The sequence below is a fragment of the Brenneria salicis ATCC 15712 = DSM 30166 genome, assembly GCF_003315515.1.
Taxonomy (GTDB): domain Bacteria; phylum Pseudomonadota; class Gammaproteobacteria; order Enterobacterales; family Enterobacteriaceae; genus Brenneria; species Brenneria salicis.
The window spans coordinates 1-19051 of sequence record NZ_QNRY01000030.1; the positions used below are offsets into that span (position 1 = coordinate 1).

Below are 19051 nucleotides of genomic sequence, written 5' to 3' on the forward strand. Positions count from 1 at the left end.
CAGATTGTCTGATTCAATTGTTAAAGAGCAGTGCGTACTGGCCTTAGCCACTAACGCGAGGTGGCGTATATTACGCTTTCCTCTTTCAGAGTCAAGTGATTATTCCCCGACTCCCCACTCACCTCACAACCGCGCAAGCCGCTGTCGCCGGGTCAGTGGTGGCGCATTACAGGCACTTATCCGCCGCTGACAAGCGCTAAATGCAAAAAAATGATCGAGTGCGTTTTTTTTCGGCAACCCGCTGGTAAAGACGGCGTTATGAGGACTTTTTCGCCGTCAATTGCCCGAACGCCTGCGCGAATCGCGCTACCTGCTGCCAATCTGTATATTCAATTTCTTTACTGCTATCCGTTTCTCCTCCGGTCATCCGCATAATGAGTTGAATCATTACACGATCAAACCAGCGATAACGCGGATAACGCAGCGCTCCCGCAAAAACACCGCACAAGTCCGGCTGCCAGGGAGAGTTCAACAGGAATTTACGCGTATAAGCGTTCGTTTGAATTGAACGTTTCTCTGGTTTGCGGGCAGTAAGATTGACTGAGAAAAAAGCGCTGGGTATGTATTGTAAATATGCAAGGTTATGGAGAATGAACTGATCAACCGCAGGATGAAACCGACCATATCGCACAGAAGCGCCGATCAGAATACGATCGTATTTCGTCAAATCAAGATCATGCGCACTAAGTAAGCTAATGACATCACACTCCAGCCCTTCTTTTAAGATGTTGGCAATATAAGAGGCGATCGCTCTTGTTTGTCCATCTTTACTCGAAAACAAAATCAACGCTTTCATTTCGCTATTCCTTTGCCACTTCATTCACGCCAGAATGTCGGCGTGAATAAAACTAAAAGAGTAAACACTTCCAAACGGCCGAACAGCATGGTCAGGATTAAAATCCACTTCGCGGCATCATTCATGGAAGTGAAGTTGTCCGCGACGACACCCAGACCAGGCCCCAAATTATTTAACGTTGCCGCGACAGCGGTAAACGCGGAAAAATCATCAACACCTGTCGCAATAACAGCCAACATACTGACGATAAAAACCAGCGCATAGGCGGAAAAAAATCCCCATACGGCTTCAAGTATCCGTTCGGGCAAGGCTCGATGGCCCAATTTTATCGTGTAAACCGCATTGGGGTGCACCAGTCGTTTCAATTCACGTGAACCTTGCAGAAAAAGCAGCAGAATACGAATAACCTTCAATCCCCCGCCGGTCGAGCCAGCACAACCACCAATAAAAGCTGAACATAGGAGCAGTACCGGCAAAAATAAAGGCCATGAAGCAACACTGTCGGTCATAAAACCTGCCGTCGTCGCCATAGAGACAACCTGGAAAAACGCCTGATTCAGCGTTTGCATAGTGCTGGCATAGACATTGTGAAACCACAGTACGACAGTACATACCGTCACCAGGGACATCTGGACAAAAATGAACATCCTAAATTCGGGATCGCGCCAATAAACCCGCAGGCTGCGCCCGCTTAATGCGGCAAAGTGCAAACCAAAGTTACAACCAGATATCAATAAGAAGATGACAATAATGGTATTAATCGTCGGACTGTTAAAATAGCCGATGCTCGCGTCATGAGTAGAAAAACCACCTACCGATACCGTTGAGAAGCTGTGACCGATTGCGTCAAAAACCGGCATTCCAGCCAGCCACAGCGCGAGGGCACAGGCAACAGTAAGCAACAAATAGATTAACCATAGCGTTTTCGCCGTATCAGCAATTCTCGGTCGCATCTTGTTGTCTTTCAGCGGCCCCGGCATTTCTGCGCGATAAAGCTGCATACCACCCACGCCCAGAATAGGCAGAATGGCGACCGCCAGGACGATGATCCCCATACCGCCGAACCATTGCAGCATCTGCCGATAGAAGAGTATTGCCTTGGGCAGTGAATCCAACCCCACCAGCGTGGTCGCCCCTGTCGTGGTCAGACCGGAAAAAGACTCGAAAAAAGCATCCGTAAAACCAAGATTCGGATGTTCGGCAAATAGGAAAGGCAATGCCCCGACACTACCGAGCACGGTCCAGAACAGGACCACTATCAGGAATCCTTCCCGCGATTTCAACTCATGGCGTTGCTTGCGGTTAGGCAGCCAAAGCATTATCCCGATAGCCAGTGCGACAAAAAATGTCTGGATGAAAGCCCGACCAGCGCCATCACGGTAGATTAAGGCCACCAGTCCGGGGATAAACATTGTCCCGGAAAAAAGGATAACCAGCAGGCCTACAATTCGGGTTATGGCACGCAAATGCATTGCAAAAATTCCTTAGTGATTCATAAAACTGCGCTGGGATTATTGTGAAATTGGCAATAAATGCAACGAACCACGACTCAGATCGCGCAATCTCACCGCCGCGTCCTCTTCCCCGTGAACAGGAATAGACAAACGCAGTGCCACCTCCGCACCGTATTCACTATGCAGGATTTGTCCGCCGAGTTGATATATCAGCACCTCGACCTGAGCCAGTAGCGCATAGTCACATCGTAAATCATATTCTTTCTGTAACACTTTCTCTTGCTGCGGCATCAACCTCAAAGCCTGTTGAACACCACCGCCATAGGCTTTCACCAGCCCGCCAGTACCCAGTTGTATTCCACCATAGTAACGAACGACGACCGCAGTAATTTCGCCGACACCGCTTCCCATCAGTTGCGCCAGCATCGGCTTGCCCGCGGTTCCTGAAGGTTCGCCATCATCAGAAAAGCCTAGTTGCTGAGAATCATCCGGGGCGCCTGCCACAAATGCCCAGCAATGATGACCCGCTGCGGGATGCCATTCCTTTACCTGCTGAATAAAGGCTTTTGCGGCATCTGTCCCTTGCGTAGGCGCCAGCATGGTAATAAAACGGCTTTTTTTGATTTCCTCCGTGAAACTTACTGTCTCAAGGGGGATCGAATAACACTGCATCAGGCCAGATTCTGATCGCGAGTCATGTTCTCAACACGCTTTTCATGAATGACAATATTATCTTCAATGCGGATGCCGCCAAACGGTTTCAACGCATCGATCCTCTGCCAGTCGAAATGCTGGCTGAATGCGCCGGAACGCCAGGGTTCAAGTAACGACTCGATGAAGTAAATGCCGGGTTCGATAGTCAATACCATGCCCGGTTCAAGAATCCGGGTACAACGCAAATAAGGATGTTGAGAAGGCGCCGCCAGACAAGTGCCGCGATCATCCTGCATAAAACCTGCGACATCATGGACCTGTAGCCCTAATGCATGGCCTAATCCATGTGGAAAGAAAGGCGCGGTCAGTCCGTTTTCCACAATCGCTTCGGCGCTGATCCCCTGAATCAACTGATGTGATTTCAACAAATTCGCAATACGTTGATGCATTTGCAGGTGGTAATCGGTATAGCGAACGCCACCCTGAATGGTATCGATCAGACTGATCTGTTCCTGATTCAGATCTTTGACCAGCGCGGCAAACGCATTATCGCTCAGGGAAGAATACGTGCGCGTCAAATCAGCCGCATAGCCATTATATTCCGCGCCCGCATCAATCAGAAAACTGCGCACTTCCGATGGAACCTGATGCTCCAGTTGGGTGTAATGCAATACTGCGGCATGCTCATTCAACGCGATAATGTTGCTATAAGGCACATCGGTATCGCGATGACCGGTCGCCGTCAGGTAGGCCAAATTGATATCAAATTCGCTCATACCGGACAGAAAGGCTTCATGTGCGGCACGATGCCCGACCACCGCGGTTTTCTGCGCTTCCCGCATGCAGACCAGTTCATAGTCGGTTTTATAAGCGCGGTGATAGTGCAGATAATCCAGCACACCCTGCGGATTGATGTTTTCCGCCTGTATACCTAAATCCAGCGCACGCTGTGGGGTACAGCCAAGATAAGCCACACGCTGGCGCGGCATCGGGAGCAATGTGCCGATATCGTCGGCATGACGTAAAACCGAGATCTCGATGTCGTTGGTCCAGAAACTGTCTGGTATGGGAGCGACGTTATGCCAGTAATCGATCGGCGAATAGAACCACAATTTGGGCGGATTGACCCCATCCACCCATAGCCAGCAATGGGGGACCTGTGTCACCGGAACCCAGGCTTTAAACTGCGGATTGACCTTAAAGGGGTAGTCGTGATCGTCCAGAAATACGGTCAAGCACTCACCAGAATGAATTAACAACGCATCAAGCCGATGCCGTTCCAGAACGGCCTGTGTGCGCTGCTGCAACGTCGCCAGATGATGGTGATATAAAGAAGCCAGTTTTTCCATGTAGATCCCTGTTCGTCACAACACGATCTTTCTATTTTAACACAGCCGCGTCTCAACGACAGTTTCTGCTGCTTTGTGATCTAACCGGCAAAAAATCAATCTCTCGTTTGCAAAAAATTAACATTATAATCACAATTCAATCATCTGGTCGTACCAGAGTTTACCCCTGTCTCTGGAGATGAACATGCTTTATCAAGGTGAAACCCTCTACCTTAATTGGCTTGAAGATGGCATCGCCGAGTTGGTCTTTGCCGCCCCAGGCTCCGTTAATAAGTTAGATACCCGCACCGTTGCCAGCCTGGGCAGAGCGCTTGATGTTCTGGCACAGCAAACATCACTACAAGGATTGTTATTACGTTCAGACATGCCCGCATTTATTGTCGGTGCGGACATTACAGAATTCCTCTCTCTGTTCGCCGCCCCCGCCGATAAACTTCATGAGTGGTTAACCTTCGCGAACCGTATTTTTAATCGTCTGGAAGATTTACCGATACCCACGCTGTCCGCCATTAATGGTTATGCTCTGGGCGGTGGTTGTGAATGTGTACTGGCGACCGATTTTCGCCTTGCCGCCGTCGATTTACGCATCGGTTTGCCCGAAACTCGGTTGGGCATTATGCCGGGTTTCGGCGGCACGGTACGTCTGCCACGCCTGCTGGGAGCGGACAGTGCGCTGGAAATAATCGTCGCAGGCAAAGATATCGGTGCAGATGAGGCGTTAAAGATAGGTTTGGTGCAGGCGGTTGTCGCAGAGGAAAAACTTCACTCGGCCGCAATAAAAATATTGAAGCAGGCAATTAAGGGGGATCTCGACTGGCAAGCCTGTCGACGCCCCAAACTGGAAGCATTGAAGCTGAGTAGGATTGAAGCGAGCATGAGTTTCGCTACTGCGAAGGCCACGGTATTGCAAACCGCTGGCAAACATTACCCCGCCCCCATGACAGCCGTGAAGACCATCGAAGCCGCGGCATCCATGACGCGCGATGCGGCGCTGCGGCTTGAAACGCAAAACTTTGTGCCGTTGGCCCGCTCAGACGCCGCTCGTGCGCTGGTTGGTATTTTCCTTAACGATCAATATGTAAAAGCGAAAGCAAAAAAACTTGTCGGCCATCCGTCGCCGCCGGAGCGGGCCGCTGTACTGGGCGCTGGGATTATGGGCGGTGGAATTGCCTATCAGTCGGCGTACAAAGGCATCCCGATCCGCATGAAAGACATCAATGACAAACCGCTCGCCCTTGGCATGAACGAAGCGGCGAAGCTGCTGAATAAACAATTGGAACGCGGCAAGCTGGATGGGATAAAAATGGCGCAGATACTCGCCAATATTCATCCGACGCTGGATTACGCCGGTTTTGAGCGCATGGATCTAGTGGTTGAAGCCGTTGTCGAAAATCCAACAGTAAAGGCCGGCGTACTGGCCGAAACCGAATCTCACGTCACGCCACATACCGTGCTGGCTTCCAACACATCAACCATTCCCATTGCACTGTTGGCGGCGTCTTTAAAACGGCCGCAAAACTTTTGCGGTATGCACTTCTTTAACCCGGTTCACCGTATGCCGTTGGTGGAGATTATTCGTGGCCCGCAAACCGATGAAAAAACCACTGCCCGTGTGGTGGCTTACGCCAGCAAAATGGGAAAAATCCCCATTGTCGTCAACGATTGTCCCGGCTTCTTTGTTAATCGCGTGCTGTTCCCCTACTTCGCCGCATTCAGTTTGCTGATGCGCGACGGCGCGGATTTTTATGCAATTGATAACGTTATGGAGCAGCAGTTCGGTTGGCCGATGGGTCCGGCCTACCTGTTGGATGTGGTCGGCATTGACACAGCCCATCATGCGCAGGCCGTGATGTCTCAAGGGTTCCCGCAACGCATGGCAAAAGATTATCGGGATGCCATTGACGTGTTGTTCGATAATCAGCGTTTTGGTCAGAAAAACGGTCGGGGTTTCTACCGCTATCAAACCGACCATAAAGGAAAACCACGTAAAGAGCGGGACGATACCACCGAGCATTTACTGTCTTCAGTCAGCCTGCCAGGAAAGAATTTCAGCGCGGAAGCGATTATCGCCCGGATGATGATCCCCATGATTAACGAAGTGGCGCGTTGCCTGGAGGAAGGCATTGTTGCGAGTCCGGCAGAAGCTGATATGGCGCTGGTGTATGGCCTCGGCTTCCCGCGATTCCACGGCGGTGCCTGCCGCTATCTGGATACGCTAGGCAGCGCCCGGTATCTGGAAATGGCACAGCAATTATCATCGCTTGGACCACTCTATCAGGTTCCTGACGGCCTGAGGCAAAAAGCCCACGGTAATGAAAGTTTTTACCCACCCGTCGCACCGCACGCGAACGTTTCTCACGGGCAACCGGCATGAGGGAAAACAATATGGAAAATGTAGTGGTTGTTGATGCCATACGCACCCCGATGGGACGCGCTAAAGGCGGTGCGTTCCGTCAGATACGGGCCGAAGACTTGTCTGCCCATCTGATGCGTAGCCTGCTGAGCCGTAACCCAGCGCTTGAAGCCGCCAGCATTGATGATATTTATTGGGGATGCGTGCAACAAACCCTTGAGCAGGGTTTCAACATTGCCCGTAATGCGGCATTACTGGCGGAAATTCCGACGAGCGTCCCTGCCACTACCGTGAATCGGCTATGTGGCTCATCCATGCAGGCGCTGCATGATGCGGCTCGCGCCATCATGGTCGGCGATGCTCATGCCTGTCTGATTGGCGGTGTTGAACATATGGGACATGTTCCCATGAATCATGGTGTGGATTTCCACCCTGGGCTGGGCCGAACCACCGCCAAAGCCGCCGGCATGATGGGGTTGACCGCCGAAATGCTGGCGCGCATGCACAATATCAGCCGGCAAATGCAAGATCAATTTGCCGCACGCTCCCATCAGAAAGCCGATCACGCGACCAAATCGGGCGCTTTTCACCATGAAATCATACCAACCTCCGGCCATGACGCCGACGGTGTGTTACAGCGTTTCGACTACGACGAAGTCATTCGCCCGGAAACCAGCGTAGCCAGCCTGACCGCCTTAAAACCAGCCTTTGATCACGTCAACGGCACCGTGACCGCCGGTAGTTCGTCCGCCCTTGCCGATGGCGCCTCCGCCATGTTGATCATGAGCGAATCACGCGCCGCTTCCCTGGGGTTAAAGGCGCGAGCACGGATCCGATCAATGGCCGTGGTCGGTTGCGATCCGTCGATTATGGGATATGGTCCCGTCCCCGCCACTCATCTGGCATTGAAGCGCGCAGGACTGAGCCTGTCGGATATTGGGCTTTTTGAGCTTAATGAAGCTTTCGCCGCCCAAACCCTGGCGTGTATCAAAGATCTCGGCCTGCTGGAACGACTGGATGAGAAAGTCAACCTCAACGGCGGCGCCATTGCACTCGGTCACCCGTTGGGTTGTTCAGGCACCCGCATATCGACCACGCTTATCAACCTTATGGAACGCCGGGATGTCCAGTTTGGCGTGGCAACTATGTGCATTGGATTGGGACAAGGCATCGCGACGGTTTTTGAACGCCCCTGAGTTCGTCGACATAAAAACCCCGTTGATGACAAGCAGGGTTTTTATATTCACAGATTATGGTAATAGGTTTAGATAAACGAAAAGGCATCGCTGAACATGTGGGCGGCAAGCGCACCGCGTTCATTGCAGAAACGCTCCCGTGCGATTTTCGCCATTTCAAAACGACCAGCAATATAAATATCCTGATCGGCTAATGAGCCGTAATCCTGCAACACCGCGCTTAACACCGTACCGGTTCGTCCACGCCAACCCTCTTCAGGCTGCTCGACCACCGGAATAACCTGCAAATTAGGATATTGCTGCGTCAGTTTTTCCAGTTCGCCAAGGTCATAGAGATGCTTGCTTTCCCTTCCCCCCCAGTAAATCGAAACAGGGCGTTCAGGCTGCTGCGCCAGTGCCGTCAGCAGAATAGAGCGGGCATATGAAAAACCGGTTCCGCCGGCAATCAACACCAACGGACGCTGGCTGTCTTCCCGTAGCCAGGCTTCACCATGCGGGATATCCACCGTCAGAACTTTCTCTTTAAGAATGCGTTCCATCACCGCCATCGCATACAGATTCAGTTCGGACGCGCCAATGTGTAACTCGATGAAATTCTGATCCATTGGCGTTGACGCCAATGAGAAAGGACGCTTATCGCGATCGTCCATCACCACCACCAGATACTGACCTGCACGAAAAGAAAAAGGCGCCTCAGGTAATAAGCGAACGCGATAAACCGTGTCGGTTATGGCCTCTACCAAGGTAACTTTACAGCTCAATGTTGTCATGCATTCCCTCTGTAGGGTCATAAAAGCAAAACTGAGAACAGAGCAATAACCACTTAACGCCGGGGTTCTCTGTCATTAAAAATAGCAAGCTCGTCCCATATGGCATCAATACGGGCGCATACCTGTGGATCTTTTTTGATCGGATGTCCCCACTCGCGCTGTGTTTCGCCCGGCCATTTATTGGTGGCGTCCAGTCCCATTTTGGAACCTAAACCGGAAACCGGCGAGGCGAAATCCAGATAGTCGATTGGTGTATTTTCCACGATTACGGTGTCGCGTGCCGGATCCATACGTGTGGTGATCGCCCAGATCACATCTTTCCAGTCACGGGCGTTAATGTCATCGTCACAGACAATAACAAACTTCGTGTACATAAACTGCCGTAAAAAAGACCAGACGCCCATCATGACGCGTTTCGCATGACCGGCGTACTGCTTCTTCATGGTAACTACCGCCAGACGATAAGAGCAACCCTCCGGGGGCAAATAAAAATCGACAATTTCAGGAAACTGCTTTTGCAGAATGGGAACAAAGACTTCGTTCAGCGCCACGCCCAATACCGCCGGTTCATCGGGCGGTCGCCCCGTATAAGTGGAATGATAAATCGCGTCACTCCGCTGGGTAATGTGGGTGACCGTAAACACCGGGAAATTATCGACCTCATTGTAGTAACCGGTATGATCGCCATACGGCCCTTCCGGTGCCATTTCACCCGCTTCAATATAGCCTTCCAGAACGATTTCCGTACTGGCGGGCACTTCCAGATCATTAGACAAGCATTGCACGACTTCTGTTTTATGGCCGCGCAATAAACCGGCAAAAGCATACTCGGATAACGTATCCGGGACAGGGGTTACCGCCGCCAAAATTGTCGCTGGATCAGCACCCAACGCGACAGAAACCGGAAAACGCTGTCCGGGATTTTCCTGACACCATTCCTGAAAGTCCAGCGCCCCGCCGCGATGCGATAACCACCGCATAATCAGCTTGTTTTTCCCCAGCAGTTGCTGGCGGTAAATCCCCAGATTCTGGCGCTCTTTATTCGGCCCGCGCGTGACAGTCAGCCCCCAGGTAATGAGCGGCGCCGCATCCTCCGGCCAGCACTGCATTACAGGTATTCGATGCAAATCAACATCATCGCCTTGCCACACTTGTTCCTGACATGGCGCGGACGATAATCGCTTGGTCGGCATGTTCAACACCTGCCGGAACTTCGGCATTTTATCCACCAGATCACGAAATCCTTTTGGTGGCTCGGGCTCTTTCAAAAATGCCAGCAATTTTCCGACTTCGCGCAAGGCATTGACATCTTCCTGCCCCATACCGAGCGCGACACGCTTCGGCGTGCCAAATAAATTGCACAGCACCGGCATGTCATAACCCTTCGGGTTTTCAAACAACAATGCTGGCCCCTCCGCACGCAAGGTACGGTCGGCAATTTCCGTCATTTCAAGATAGGGATCAATGGGCTGGCTAATTCGTTTCAATTCACCCCTCTCTTCCAGCAACGAGAGGAATTCGCGTAAGTCACGGTATTTCATGCTGATCATCGGGGCAGTCTGTCGAGGCGACCATTATAAAGTTTCTTGTTAAGCCTGTCGCTTCTTCGTGCGGCTATTTATAGCGAGTCCCCAGGACATCCCCATCAGGAAGGCAAAACCATGTTAAAAATTTTTTATCCGGCTCCGCTTTTGTTATGCTTGCCTGTCATAATCATGGGTCTGTGAAATTATGGAAGTCTGGTACTTACTATATTGTAAACGTGGTCAACTGCTTCGGGCGAAAAAGCATCTTGAACGCCAGGATGTGGCCTGCATGAGCCCCATGATCACACTGGATAAAATTGTGCGTGGTAAACGTACCGAGGTTTGCGAACCGCTCTTTCCGAACTATCTGTTTGTCGAATTCGATCCTGAGCGAATCCACACCACCACAATCAGCGCCACCCGTGGCGTCAGTAATTTCGTGCGCTTCGGCAATGTGCCAGCCATCATCCCTCAGCAGGTGATAGACGATCTGTTATTACATCCAACGCAAGGAATTACCGATCCTCAGACCCCGCAACCGGGTGATGAAGTGTTGATTACCGACGGCATTTTCAGCGGCCTGCAAGCAATCTATACCGAACCCGATGGTGAAGCCCGTTCGATGCTGTTGTTGAATTTTCTGAACAAACAGGTTCGGCAAAGTATTGATAATCGGCAGTTTCAGAAAATGTAATCTCGTCAGAGCGACAGCAAGCCGCTCTGACATGGCGCCGCCCGATCAGCGCTGTAAATGCTGATCGTGCAGCCACTGTGCGACACGCTTGGCAAAGTAGGTCAAGACCCCATCCGCTCCCGCCCGTTTAAAACACAGCAACGATTCCATAACGACAGGCTGTTCCTGTAGCCAGCCATTCTGGATGGCCGCCATATGCATCGCATACTCGCCGGAAACCTGATAGGCGAACGTCGGCACGCCAAACGACGCCTTCACCCGCGTCACCACATCCAGATAAGGCATACCGGGTTTGACCATCACCATATCCGCCCCTTCCTGAAGATCCAAGGCAATCTCCTGCAAGGCCTCATCACTGTTAGCAGGGTCCATTTGATAGGTTTTTTTATTGCCGCCTTTCAGATGTCCCGCCGAACCAATGGCATCCCGAAACGGACCGTAGTAACAGGAAGCATATTTGGCCGAATACGCCATAATCTGGGTATTGATCAGGTTCTGCGCTTCCAGCGCCTCACGGACTGCGCCGATCCGTCCGTCCATCATATCGCTGGGCGCAACAATTTCAGCCCCGGCCTCTGCATGGGATAACGCTTGTCTGACCAGAATCTCTTTGGTGATATCGTTCGTCACATAACCGGTGTCATCAATGATGCCATCCTGCCCGTGGGTGGTATACGGATCGAGCGCCACATCCGTCAGCAAGCCCAACTCCGGCACTGCGTCCTTAAGTGCGCGAACCGCCCGTTGTACCAGACCATCCGGGTTATAGGCTTCTTCGGCATGTAACGATTTTTTATCCGCCTCAATAACCGGAAACAGCGACAAAACAGGGATCCCCAGTTTAGCAATCGCCTCCGCCTCTTTTTGCAGCACATCCATCGACATTCTGAAAACCCCCGGCATGGAGGATACTTCCTGCCGCTGATTCGTACCCTCCATGACAAACATCGGGTAAATCAGGTCATTGACCGTCAGTTGATGTTCAGCAACAAGGCGACGACTGAAATCATAGCGACGGATACGGCGCATACGCCGACCAGGAAAGGTGCCGGGAAAAACATTGCTCATATAATTATTCTCCTGAATCAAGCCAGCCGGAAAACCCGGCGAGCATTTTCATCTGTTTTCTGGCCCAGCCATATGGCATCTTCTCCGCGCCAACTGGCGACCTGGCGGATAATATGCGGCAGAAAACAGGGCTCGTTACGGCGGGGTGCAGGTTTAGGACTTAAATCCCGGGGTAACAAATAAGGCGCATCGGTTTCCAATAACAACCAATCTTCTGGAATATGTTTTAGCAGCGCACGCAATTCAAGGCCCCGACGCTCATCGCAGACCCAACCGGTAATACCCACCATTAATCCCGCAGCGAGGCATTCATCCAACTCAGCGCGATTGCCGGTAAAACAATGCACGATCGCAGCGGGGAGTTTTTTCAGCCAGGGGGTCAGCAAGGCGATAAAACGGGTATGCGCATCGCGACAATGCAGGAAAACGGGTAAAGCGAGCTCGGCCGCTAACGCTAACTGGTCGCGGAAAGCCTGCTCCTGTTGGGCGGGCGTCGAGAAATTGCGATTGAAATCGAGACCACATTCACCGATGGCGACCACGGCATCCGATTGCGCCAGACGATAAATCTGCTCGGCGGCGGCGCCATCCCAATGGCTGGCATCATGAGGATGGACGCCCGCCGTCGACCAGCAGCAAGCCGGATATTGCTCCGCCAGTATCAATGCCTGATGGCTTTCCGCAATATTTGTTCCGGTAATCAGCATGCCGCCGACGCCAGCCTGCTTTGCGCGAGCGACGACCTGTTCCCGATCTTTCGCAAACTGAGAACTGGTTAAATTGACGCCGATATCAAACATGAACTGGTTATCCGTCTATTGCCGCTACCCTGACAAACAAAGCCTCTCAAAGAGAGGCCATTTTCGTTACCACATCCGCATACAGGAACAATCACGTTACGGCGAAGGTTCTTCGGTTTCCGTCTGACGACCTTTCCCCACATAAAACCGGGCGAAAAATACGCCGATTTCAAACAACAGATACATCGGGATCGCCAATAGCGTCTGAGAAAACACATCCGGCGGCGTCAATAACATGCCGACGACAAACGCTCCGACCAGAATATAAGGGCGTTTCTTTTTCAGATCCTCCGGAGTAATCACTCCGCTCCAGCATAGCAAGACAATGGCGATGGGCACTTCAAACGATACGCCAAAGGCCATAAACAACGCCATGACGAAGTCGAGATAGTTGTTGATGTCTGTCGCAATCAGCACTCCTTCCGGGGCGGTTTTCGCAAAGAAGCCAAACGCCAGCGGGAAAATCACAAAGTAGGCGAACGCCATACCCGCGTAGAACAGCAGACTACTGGAAACCAGCAACGGCATCATCAGACGGCGTTCATGTTTGTATAACGCCGGGGCAACGAATGCCCAGACCTGATACAACACCAGCGGCGCGGAGACAAATACCGATACGATCATCGTCAGTTTGATGGGCGTGAAAAAAGGCGATGCGACATCGGTGGCAATCATGCTAGCCCCGACCGGAAGCTGCTTAATCAGCGGAGCGGAAACCATCTGATAAATGTCGTTAGCGAAATATACCAGGCACAGGAACACTGCCAGTATGCAAATAATACTGTTCAGTAACCGTTTACGCAGTTCGATCAGGTGGCTAATCAGCGGTTGAGTATCTTCAGCAGCCATAAACTAACGATCATCACTTGTTTGGTGGAGAGAAACAGCTGGAGACTGTTCAGATTTGGGTTTGGTCGGTGTAACCAGATCTGCGGCAACCTGGCTGCTGTGCGGAATATGCTCTTCCGACGTTGATGATGGCGTTTTTTCAACCTCAACCACGCCGTCATGAATCGCTTCAGGATCATTCAGCGGCTGATTTGTCGACGGATCCTCATCGGTCGGTGATGTTGAATAACTGCGCTTCATTGTTTCCGCCGCTTCTTTGAGTTCATCCATGGACGCTTTCAATTCCGGCGACAAATTTCGCAGACTAGCTTTTTCCACCTTCTTCAGGCTTTCCTGCAACTCCTGCAATTTCAATTCCTGCGACAACTCATTCTGAACCGTGGACGCCAGCGAACGCAGCGTTCTAATCCAGCTAGCCACCGTTCTTACTGCGACCGGTAATCGTTCAGGCCCAAGCACCACCAGGCCGATCACCATAACCAGCAACAGTTCGCCAAACCCGATATCAAACACCGATTATACCTGCTCTTTATGCTGACTCTTGGCGTCGTCTTGCTTCGTTTCCGGCTGTTCTTCCGCGATAGACTTGGTCGCAAAATCCGCATCTTGCTCCGTCTTATCCGCACTGCCAGACGGCTTATCATCACTCATCGCTTTTTTAAAACCTTTGATTGAGGCGCCCAGATCGGAACCCAGCGTTCTCAACTTGTTGGTGCCAAAAAGCAATACGACGATCACCGCGATAATCAACAAGTTCCAAATACTAATGCCGCCCATATCGTTTACCTCTTGCAAAAAAGGGGGTCATAAAAATTACCATCATTCTATAAGGTAATCCTGCTATGCATCATGATCTGTTTCAACGAGTTCGACGCCAGCCAATAATCCAGGCGACAATTCCCGCAGCCATCAATCCCGAAGGAACGATATTGGCTTCAACATGGCTTACCAGTAACACCGTACCACTGATCAGCAACGTTGCGCCAATACCCAACAGATAACGGGACTGTCCCTGACGAACATGCTGAGCCCGTAATTCGTAGGCAAGCTTATCGACACTCTGTTTCAGCATCTTATGCTGGCGCAAGCCGTCATAAAATAATTCCGGGATTTCGGGAAGTTTCTCCGCCCAAAACGGCGCTTTTTCTTTTAAGGCACGAACCATCGCCGGTAATCCAACCTGCTCTTTCAGCCAGGTTTCCAAAAACGGTTTCGCCGTCTTCCACAGATCAAGCTGGGGATAGAGTTGTCGCCCGATGCCTTCGATATAGAGCAGGGTTTTCTGCAACAGCACCAATTGCGGCTGGACTTCCATGTTAAAACGACGCGCCGTATTAAACAGATTCAATAATACATGTCCGAATGAAATTTCCGCTAACGGCTTTTCAAAAATAGGCTCACAGACAGTGCGAATAGCAAATTCAAAATCTTCAACGTTGGTATCCGCAGGCACCCAGCCGGAATCCACATGCAACTCGGCGACTTTGCGATAATCACGATTGAAGAAGGCGATAAAGTTCTCTGCCAGATAACGCTTATCTTCTTTGTTCAACGAACCGACGATACCGCAGTCAATCCCGATATACTGCGGGTCCTCGGGATGTTGGTGATTGATAAAGATATTGCCGGGGTGCATATCCGCATGAAAGAAACTGTCGCGGAATACCTGGGTGAAGAAAACCTGTACGCCGCGCTCCGCCAGAAGCTGCATATTCGTTCCGTTGGCTTGCAGCGCAGCAATATCCGAAACCGGAATACCATAAATACGCTCCATGACCAACACGCTCTCGCTGCAATAATCCGAGTATACTTCTGGAATATATAGCATCGGGCTTGCTTCAAAATTGCGTCTCAGTTGAATCGCATTCGCCGCTTCACGCAGCAGATTCAACTCATCAAGCAGGGATTTTTCATATTCCTGCACCACTTCCCGCGGGCGAAGACGTCGTCCGTCGGGCATAAGCCTTGGCAACCAGCCCGCCAGCCTCTTCATAAGACACATATCGGCCTTGATGATCGGTAAAATATCGGGACGAATCACCTTGATGACAATGTCTTTTCCCGTACTTTTCAGACGTGCGGTATGCACTTGGGCAATTGAGGCCGAGGCCAGCGGTTTGATGTCAAAATCATCGAACCAACCTTCCAGCCGCCCCCCTAACGAAAGCTCAATTTGCTGGCGCGCCAGTTTGCCGTCAAAGGGCTCGACACGATCTTGCAGCATAGCCAGTTGATCAGCGATGGCAGGCGGAAACAGATCGCGTCGCGTCGACATCATCTGACCGAATTTGATCCAGACCGGGCCCAGTTCCTGCAACGCCAACCGCAGGCGTTCTCCCAATGGCATGTTGCGATGTTGGTTCGGCAACCAGAACAACATACGGCGTCCCAAACGCAGGGGGATCGTCAAACGCATTTTGGGGATCAGTTCATCCAGACCGTAGCTCAGCAAAACGCGAACGATGCTGTAAAGGCGAATCAGCTCACCAGGCATCATCGTAGGGTCTCCAACTTCGCCAGCCGTTCGGACAACCGTTCGGCTGATTTCTCCAGAACGGCAATTTCATCATGAAGCCAGGCATTTTCAAGTTTACCCGGCGCTAAACGCCACTCTTCCGTGAGCGTCTCTGATAATGCCCGTTGCGTTCGGCACAGGGTTTGGCCGAATAAACGCAGTGTCTTTTGCGCCGTCTGGCTCAGGCCCTGAGCGACAATGTCGCCAAGATAGGGAGCAAGCCATTCCGCGGGATCAAACTCGGCTAAATCAAGCAGGCCGATAAACTGCTGCGCCACCTGAATATCGCCTTCGATCACCAGATCGCCGCTGCGCATCAGAGCGGACAGATGCTGGCGATCACGCAGTTTCATCAGGACGGATAAACGGGTCTTAAGCTGGCAGTCAGCCGGTTCTCCCCATTGACTTATCACATCAAGATGCTGCTCATTGAAGATCAGCACCAAAGGCGCATCCAGTTCAGCCAACTCGATTTGCAGGTTTTTTCCCTGTAGACGCTGACGCGCCGCTTTCATGCTGCGATCGCGAAACAGCAACTGATTCAGCGCCGTTTCCAGCGAGGCGGTCAAGACAGACGTTATCAGCATTGGCGTTTCCAATCAGAATTTAAAGCCACGGTGTAGCGCAACAATCCCGCCGGTAAGATTGTAATAATTCACATTGTCAAAACCGGCGTCGTTCATCATTCCCTTCAGCGTTTCCTGATCGGGATGCATACGAATGGATTCCGCCAGATAACGGTAGCTACCGGCATCGCTGGCCACCATTTCACCGATCCGCGGCAGAACATGGAACGAATAGAGGTCGTAGACCTTGCTTAGCGGCTTCAGCGTTGGTTTAGAGAACTCCAGCACCAGCAGACGTCCTCCCGGCTTCAGTACGCGGTACATGGAACGCAGCGCTTTGTTTTTGTCTGTTACGTTACGTAAGCCAAAAGAGATGGTGATGCAGTCGAAGAAATCGTCAGGGAAAGGCAACTCTTCCGCATTGGCCTGTACATAGCTGATATTATTTATAATACCTTTGTTGCGTAGTTTCTCGCGCCCCACTTTCAACATTGACGCATTAATATCGGCCAACACCACTTCACCTTCATCGCCGACAAGACGGGAGAATTTCGCCGTCAGATCGCCCGTTCCGCCAGCGACGTCCAATACACGCTGACCGCGCCGCACGCCGCTGCACTCGATAGTGAAACGTTTCCAGATACGATGAATACCGAAAGACATCAGGTCATTCATCAGATCGTATTTTGCTGCTACAGAATGAAAAACGTCAGCCACCATGACCTCTTTTTCATCCCTGGCGACAGTACGAAAACCAAAGTCTGTTGTTTTCTCCTGCTCATTAGCCATTTTATCCGCCTACTATTCAGTCAAATGTCGGGTCTACCTGATTGATGGGAAGAGTGTAACAGACCCGTATAAAAAGCCTACCGCCTAATGCTTATCGGTGAGGGATGATCAAGACGACAGATCAAAAACCCGCACGCGCTCTGTTCAATCGCACCGTTCAGTCTTCTTTCATATCGACTTTTGCAGGCAGATCCTCTACGTCCGTCCCGCCGGAAAGCGCCGCGCCGTTGCCTGTTCCGCCAGGGAAGGGCTGATGGAACGTTTGATCTCCACGCCCAGATGACGGAAACCTTCCGCCTGACCAATGAGATTACCACGCCCGGACGAAAGTTTATTCATTGCCTGACGATAACTGCCTTGCGCTTTATCGAGGCTTTGCCCCAATGTTTCCATATCACCCACAAATAAACGCAGTTTATCGTACAACCGCGACGCCCGTTCCGCGATCTGCTGCGCATTACGGCTCTGCTGCTCATAACGCCACAGGTTATTGATGGTGCGCAGCGCGACCAGCAATGTCGTCGGGCTTACCAGCATAATATTGTGCTTTAGCGCTTCGCTGATCAACTCAGGCTGCCTGTCGATCGCCACCAGAAAAGCCGGTTCAACGGGAATAAACATCAGGACATAGTCCAGCGAGCGCAGCCCCGGCAATTGCTGATAATCTTTACTGCCCAACATGCGGATGTGATTGCGAACGGAAAGCAGATGCTCATTTAGCGCCGCCTGACGCGCCATCTCATCCTCGCTGTTGAAGTAGCGCTCATAGGCCACCAGCGACATTTTGGCGTCGATGACCACATCTTTGCCCTGAGGCAAACGCACGATAACGTCCGGCTGCATACGGCTGTTGGTACCGGTCTGTACACTGACCTGAGTCTGATATTCATACCCTTCGCGCAGGCCAGAGGCTTCCAGCACGCGGCTCAATACCACCTCGCCCCAATTGCCCTGCGTTTTATTGTCCCCTTTCAGCGCTTTGGTCAGGTTGATGGCCTCACGCGCCATCTGAGCATTCAACTGTTGCAGATTGCGGATCTCATGCGCCAGCGTATGCCGCTCACGGGCTTCCGCGCCAAAACTGTCCTGAACCTGACGGCGAAAACCATCAAGCTGCTCGCGCAATGGCATAAGCAGGCGATCCAGACTCTGTTTGTTCTGCTCGTCCACTCTGCGCCCGCTGTGTTCGAAAATCCGGTTAGCCAGATTCTCAAACTGGGTCGTCAGGCGCTGTTCGCTATTCACCAACAACCGCTGCTTTTCTTCCGCCGCCATGCGGGTTTCTTCAAGCCGGATGGTGACTTCCCGTAGTTCGGCTTCCTGGGCGCGGTTAATCTCCCGCAGCGTGCGCAGTTCCTGATTTAACTGGCTGCATTCGTCACGCAGTTGTCCCAACTGCTGCAACCTTTCATGGCTGGCCGACAACTGGGCGTGGACGTTGCGTAATTCCAGCTCATTTTGCCGCAGACGTTGTTCATCCTGTTGCAAAGCCAGTTGGCTTTCCGCCAGCAATGTCTGCGTCTGCTGTAGCGTCTGCTCCAGCAGACGTTGTTCGGTATCATGACGGGACAATCGCTGTTGCTGCATCAGGCTGGCAATCAGCCACCCCGCCAGCAAGCCTATGCCGCCGCCGCCCAGCCCATAAAGTATATTGATATCCACCATGCCTCCG

The 19051-nt window shown here is 51.8% G+C and carries 18 protein-coding genes; 3 read left to right on the top strand and 15 right to left on the bottom strand.

The features are described from left to right. Positions 1 to 256: 256 nt before the first annotated feature. From hemG to pepQ, 4 genes are read right to left on the bottom strand one after another with little or no spacing between them, the layout of a single operon-like run. Entirely contained in the window at positions 257 to 796 is a 540-nt protein-coding gene (gene hemG / locus DES54_RS12655; RefSeq protein WP_113867909.1) for a menaquinone-dependent protoporphyrinogen IX dehydrogenase, read from the bottom strand. 20 nt (positions 797 to 816) lie between these two features. Beyond that, positions 817 to 2268 (bottom strand): Trk system potassium transporter TrkH, encoded by a 1452-nt coding sequence (gene trkH / locus DES54_RS12660; RefSeq protein WP_113867911.1) that lies wholly within the window; start codon positions 2266 to 2268, stop codon positions 817 to 819. Between the two features lie 39 nt (positions 2269 to 2307). Further along, positions 2308 to 2922 carry an IMPACT family protein gene (locus tag DES54_RS12665; protein WP_113867913.1) on the bottom strand — a complete coding sequence of 205 codons (615 nt, stop codon included), beginning with the start codon at positions 2920 to 2922 and terminating at the stop codon, positions 2308 to 2310. Next, entirely contained in the window at positions 2922 to 4253 is a 1332-nt protein-coding gene (gene pepQ / locus DES54_RS12670) for a Xaa-Pro dipeptidase (RefSeq protein ID WP_113867915.1), read from the bottom strand. The genes DES54_RS12665 and pepQ overlap by 1 nt, the downstream gene beginning before the upstream one ends. Positions 4254 to 4437: 184 nt before the next feature. On the opposite strand from pepQ, the gene fadB reads away from it, so the two are divergent. Further along, a complete protein-coding gene (gene fadB, locus DES54_RS12675; protein ID WP_113867917.1) occupies positions 4438 to 6627 on the top strand; it encodes a fatty acid oxidation complex subunit alpha FadB in 2190 nt (729 codons plus the stop codon). Between the two features lie 11 nt (positions 6628 to 6638). Continuing rightward, positions 6639 to 7802 carry an acetyl-CoA C-acyltransferase FadA gene (gene fadA, locus DES54_RS12680; RefSeq protein ID WP_113867919.1) on the top strand — a complete coding sequence of 388 codons (1164 nt, stop codon included), beginning with the start codon at positions 6639 to 6641 and terminating at the stop codon, positions 7800 to 7802. 68 nt (positions 7803 to 7870) lie between these two features. Here the strand turns inward: fadA and fre are convergent, their stop codons facing one another. Together fre and ubiD are read right to left on the bottom strand one after the other, a co-directional pair. Next, complete coding sequence (gene fre / locus DES54_RS12685) at positions 7871 to 8572, bottom strand: NAD(P)H-flavin reductase (protein ID WP_113867921.1); 702 nt, start codon at positions 8570 to 8572, stop codon at positions 7871 to 7873. Positions 8573 to 8625: 53 nt separating this feature from the next. Next, on the bottom strand, positions 8626 to 10122 hold the full coding sequence (ubiD, locus tag DES54_RS12690; protein WP_113867923.1) for a 4-hydroxy-3-polyprenylbenzoate decarboxylase: 1497 nt from the start codon (positions 10120 to 10122) through the stop codon (positions 8626 to 8628). A 181-nt stretch (positions 10123 to 10303) separates the two neighbouring features. Here ubiD and rfaH point away from each other — a divergent pair, with 181 nt between their 5' ends. Further along, positions 10304 to 10792: a transcription/translation regulatory transformer protein RfaH gene (rfaH, locus tag DES54_RS12695; RefSeq protein WP_113867925.1), complete on the top strand. Its 489-nt coding sequence runs from the start codon at positions 10304 to 10306 to the stop codon at positions 10790 to 10792. Between the two features lie 45 nt (positions 10793 to 10837). On the opposite strand, the gene hemB is transcribed toward rfaH, so the two are convergent. The 9 genes from hemB to rmuC all read right to left on the bottom strand — a co-directional run bounded on the left by hemB (position 10838) and on the right by rmuC (position 19044). Further along, positions 10838 to 11860 carry a porphobilinogen synthase gene (hemB, locus tag DES54_RS12700; RefSeq protein ID WP_113867928.1) on the bottom strand — a complete coding sequence of 341 codons (1023 nt, stop codon included), beginning with the start codon at positions 11858 to 11860 and terminating at the stop codon, positions 10838 to 10840. 17 nt (positions 11861 to 11877) lie between these two features. After that, complete coding sequence (tatD, locus tag DES54_RS12705; RefSeq protein ID WP_113867930.1) at positions 11878 to 12660, bottom strand: 3'-5' ssDNA/RNA exonuclease TatD; 783 nt, start codon at positions 12658 to 12660, stop codon at positions 11878 to 11880. A gap of 96 nt (positions 12661 to 12756) precedes the next feature. Continuing rightward, a complete protein-coding gene (gene tatC, locus DES54_RS12710; protein WP_113867932.1) occupies positions 12757 to 13509 on the bottom strand; it encodes a Sec-independent protein translocase subunit TatC in 753 nt (250 codons plus the stop codon). 3 nt (positions 13510 to 13512) lie between these two features. Continuing rightward, positions 13513 to 14022: a Sec-independent protein translocase protein TatB gene (gene tatB / locus DES54_RS12715; protein ID WP_113867934.1), complete on the bottom strand. Its 510-nt coding sequence runs from the start codon at positions 14020 to 14022 to the stop codon at positions 13513 to 13515. A gap of 3 nt (positions 14023 to 14025) precedes the next feature. Beyond that, positions 14026 to 14286: a Sec-independent protein translocase subunit TatA gene (gene tatA, locus DES54_RS12720; protein ID WP_113867935.1), complete on the bottom strand. Its 261-nt coding sequence runs from the start codon at positions 14284 to 14286 to the stop codon at positions 14026 to 14028. A gap of 82 nt (positions 14287 to 14368) precedes the next feature. Then, the gene (gene ubiB, locus DES54_RS12725) at positions 14369 to 16006 is read right to left on the bottom strand and encodes a ubiquinone biosynthesis regulatory protein kinase UbiB (protein WP_113867937.1); all 1638 of its coding nucleotides are present in this window, start codon (positions 16004 to 16006) and stop codon (positions 14369 to 14371) included. Beyond that, complete coding sequence (gene ubiJ / locus DES54_RS12730) at positions 16003 to 16611, bottom strand: ubiquinone biosynthesis protein UbiJ (RefSeq protein WP_113867939.1); 609 nt, start codon at positions 16609 to 16611, stop codon at positions 16003 to 16005. The genes ubiB and ubiJ overlap by 4 nt, the downstream gene beginning before the upstream one ends. Positions 16612 to 16623: 12 nt before the next feature. After that, positions 16624 to 17379, bottom strand: coding sequence for a bifunctional demethylmenaquinone methyltransferase/2-methoxy-6-polyprenyl-1,4-benzoquinol methylase UbiE (gene ubiE / locus DES54_RS12735; protein ID WP_113867941.1), 756 nt, complete (start codon positions 17377 to 17379; stop codon positions 16624 to 16626). Between the two features lie 195 nt (positions 17380 to 17574). Further along, positions 17575 to 19044, bottom strand: coding sequence for a DNA recombination protein RmuC (gene rmuC / locus DES54_RS12740; protein WP_211185849.1), 1470 nt, complete (start codon positions 19042 to 19044; stop codon positions 17575 to 17577). Between the last annotated feature and the right edge of the window lie 7 nt (positions 19045 to 19051).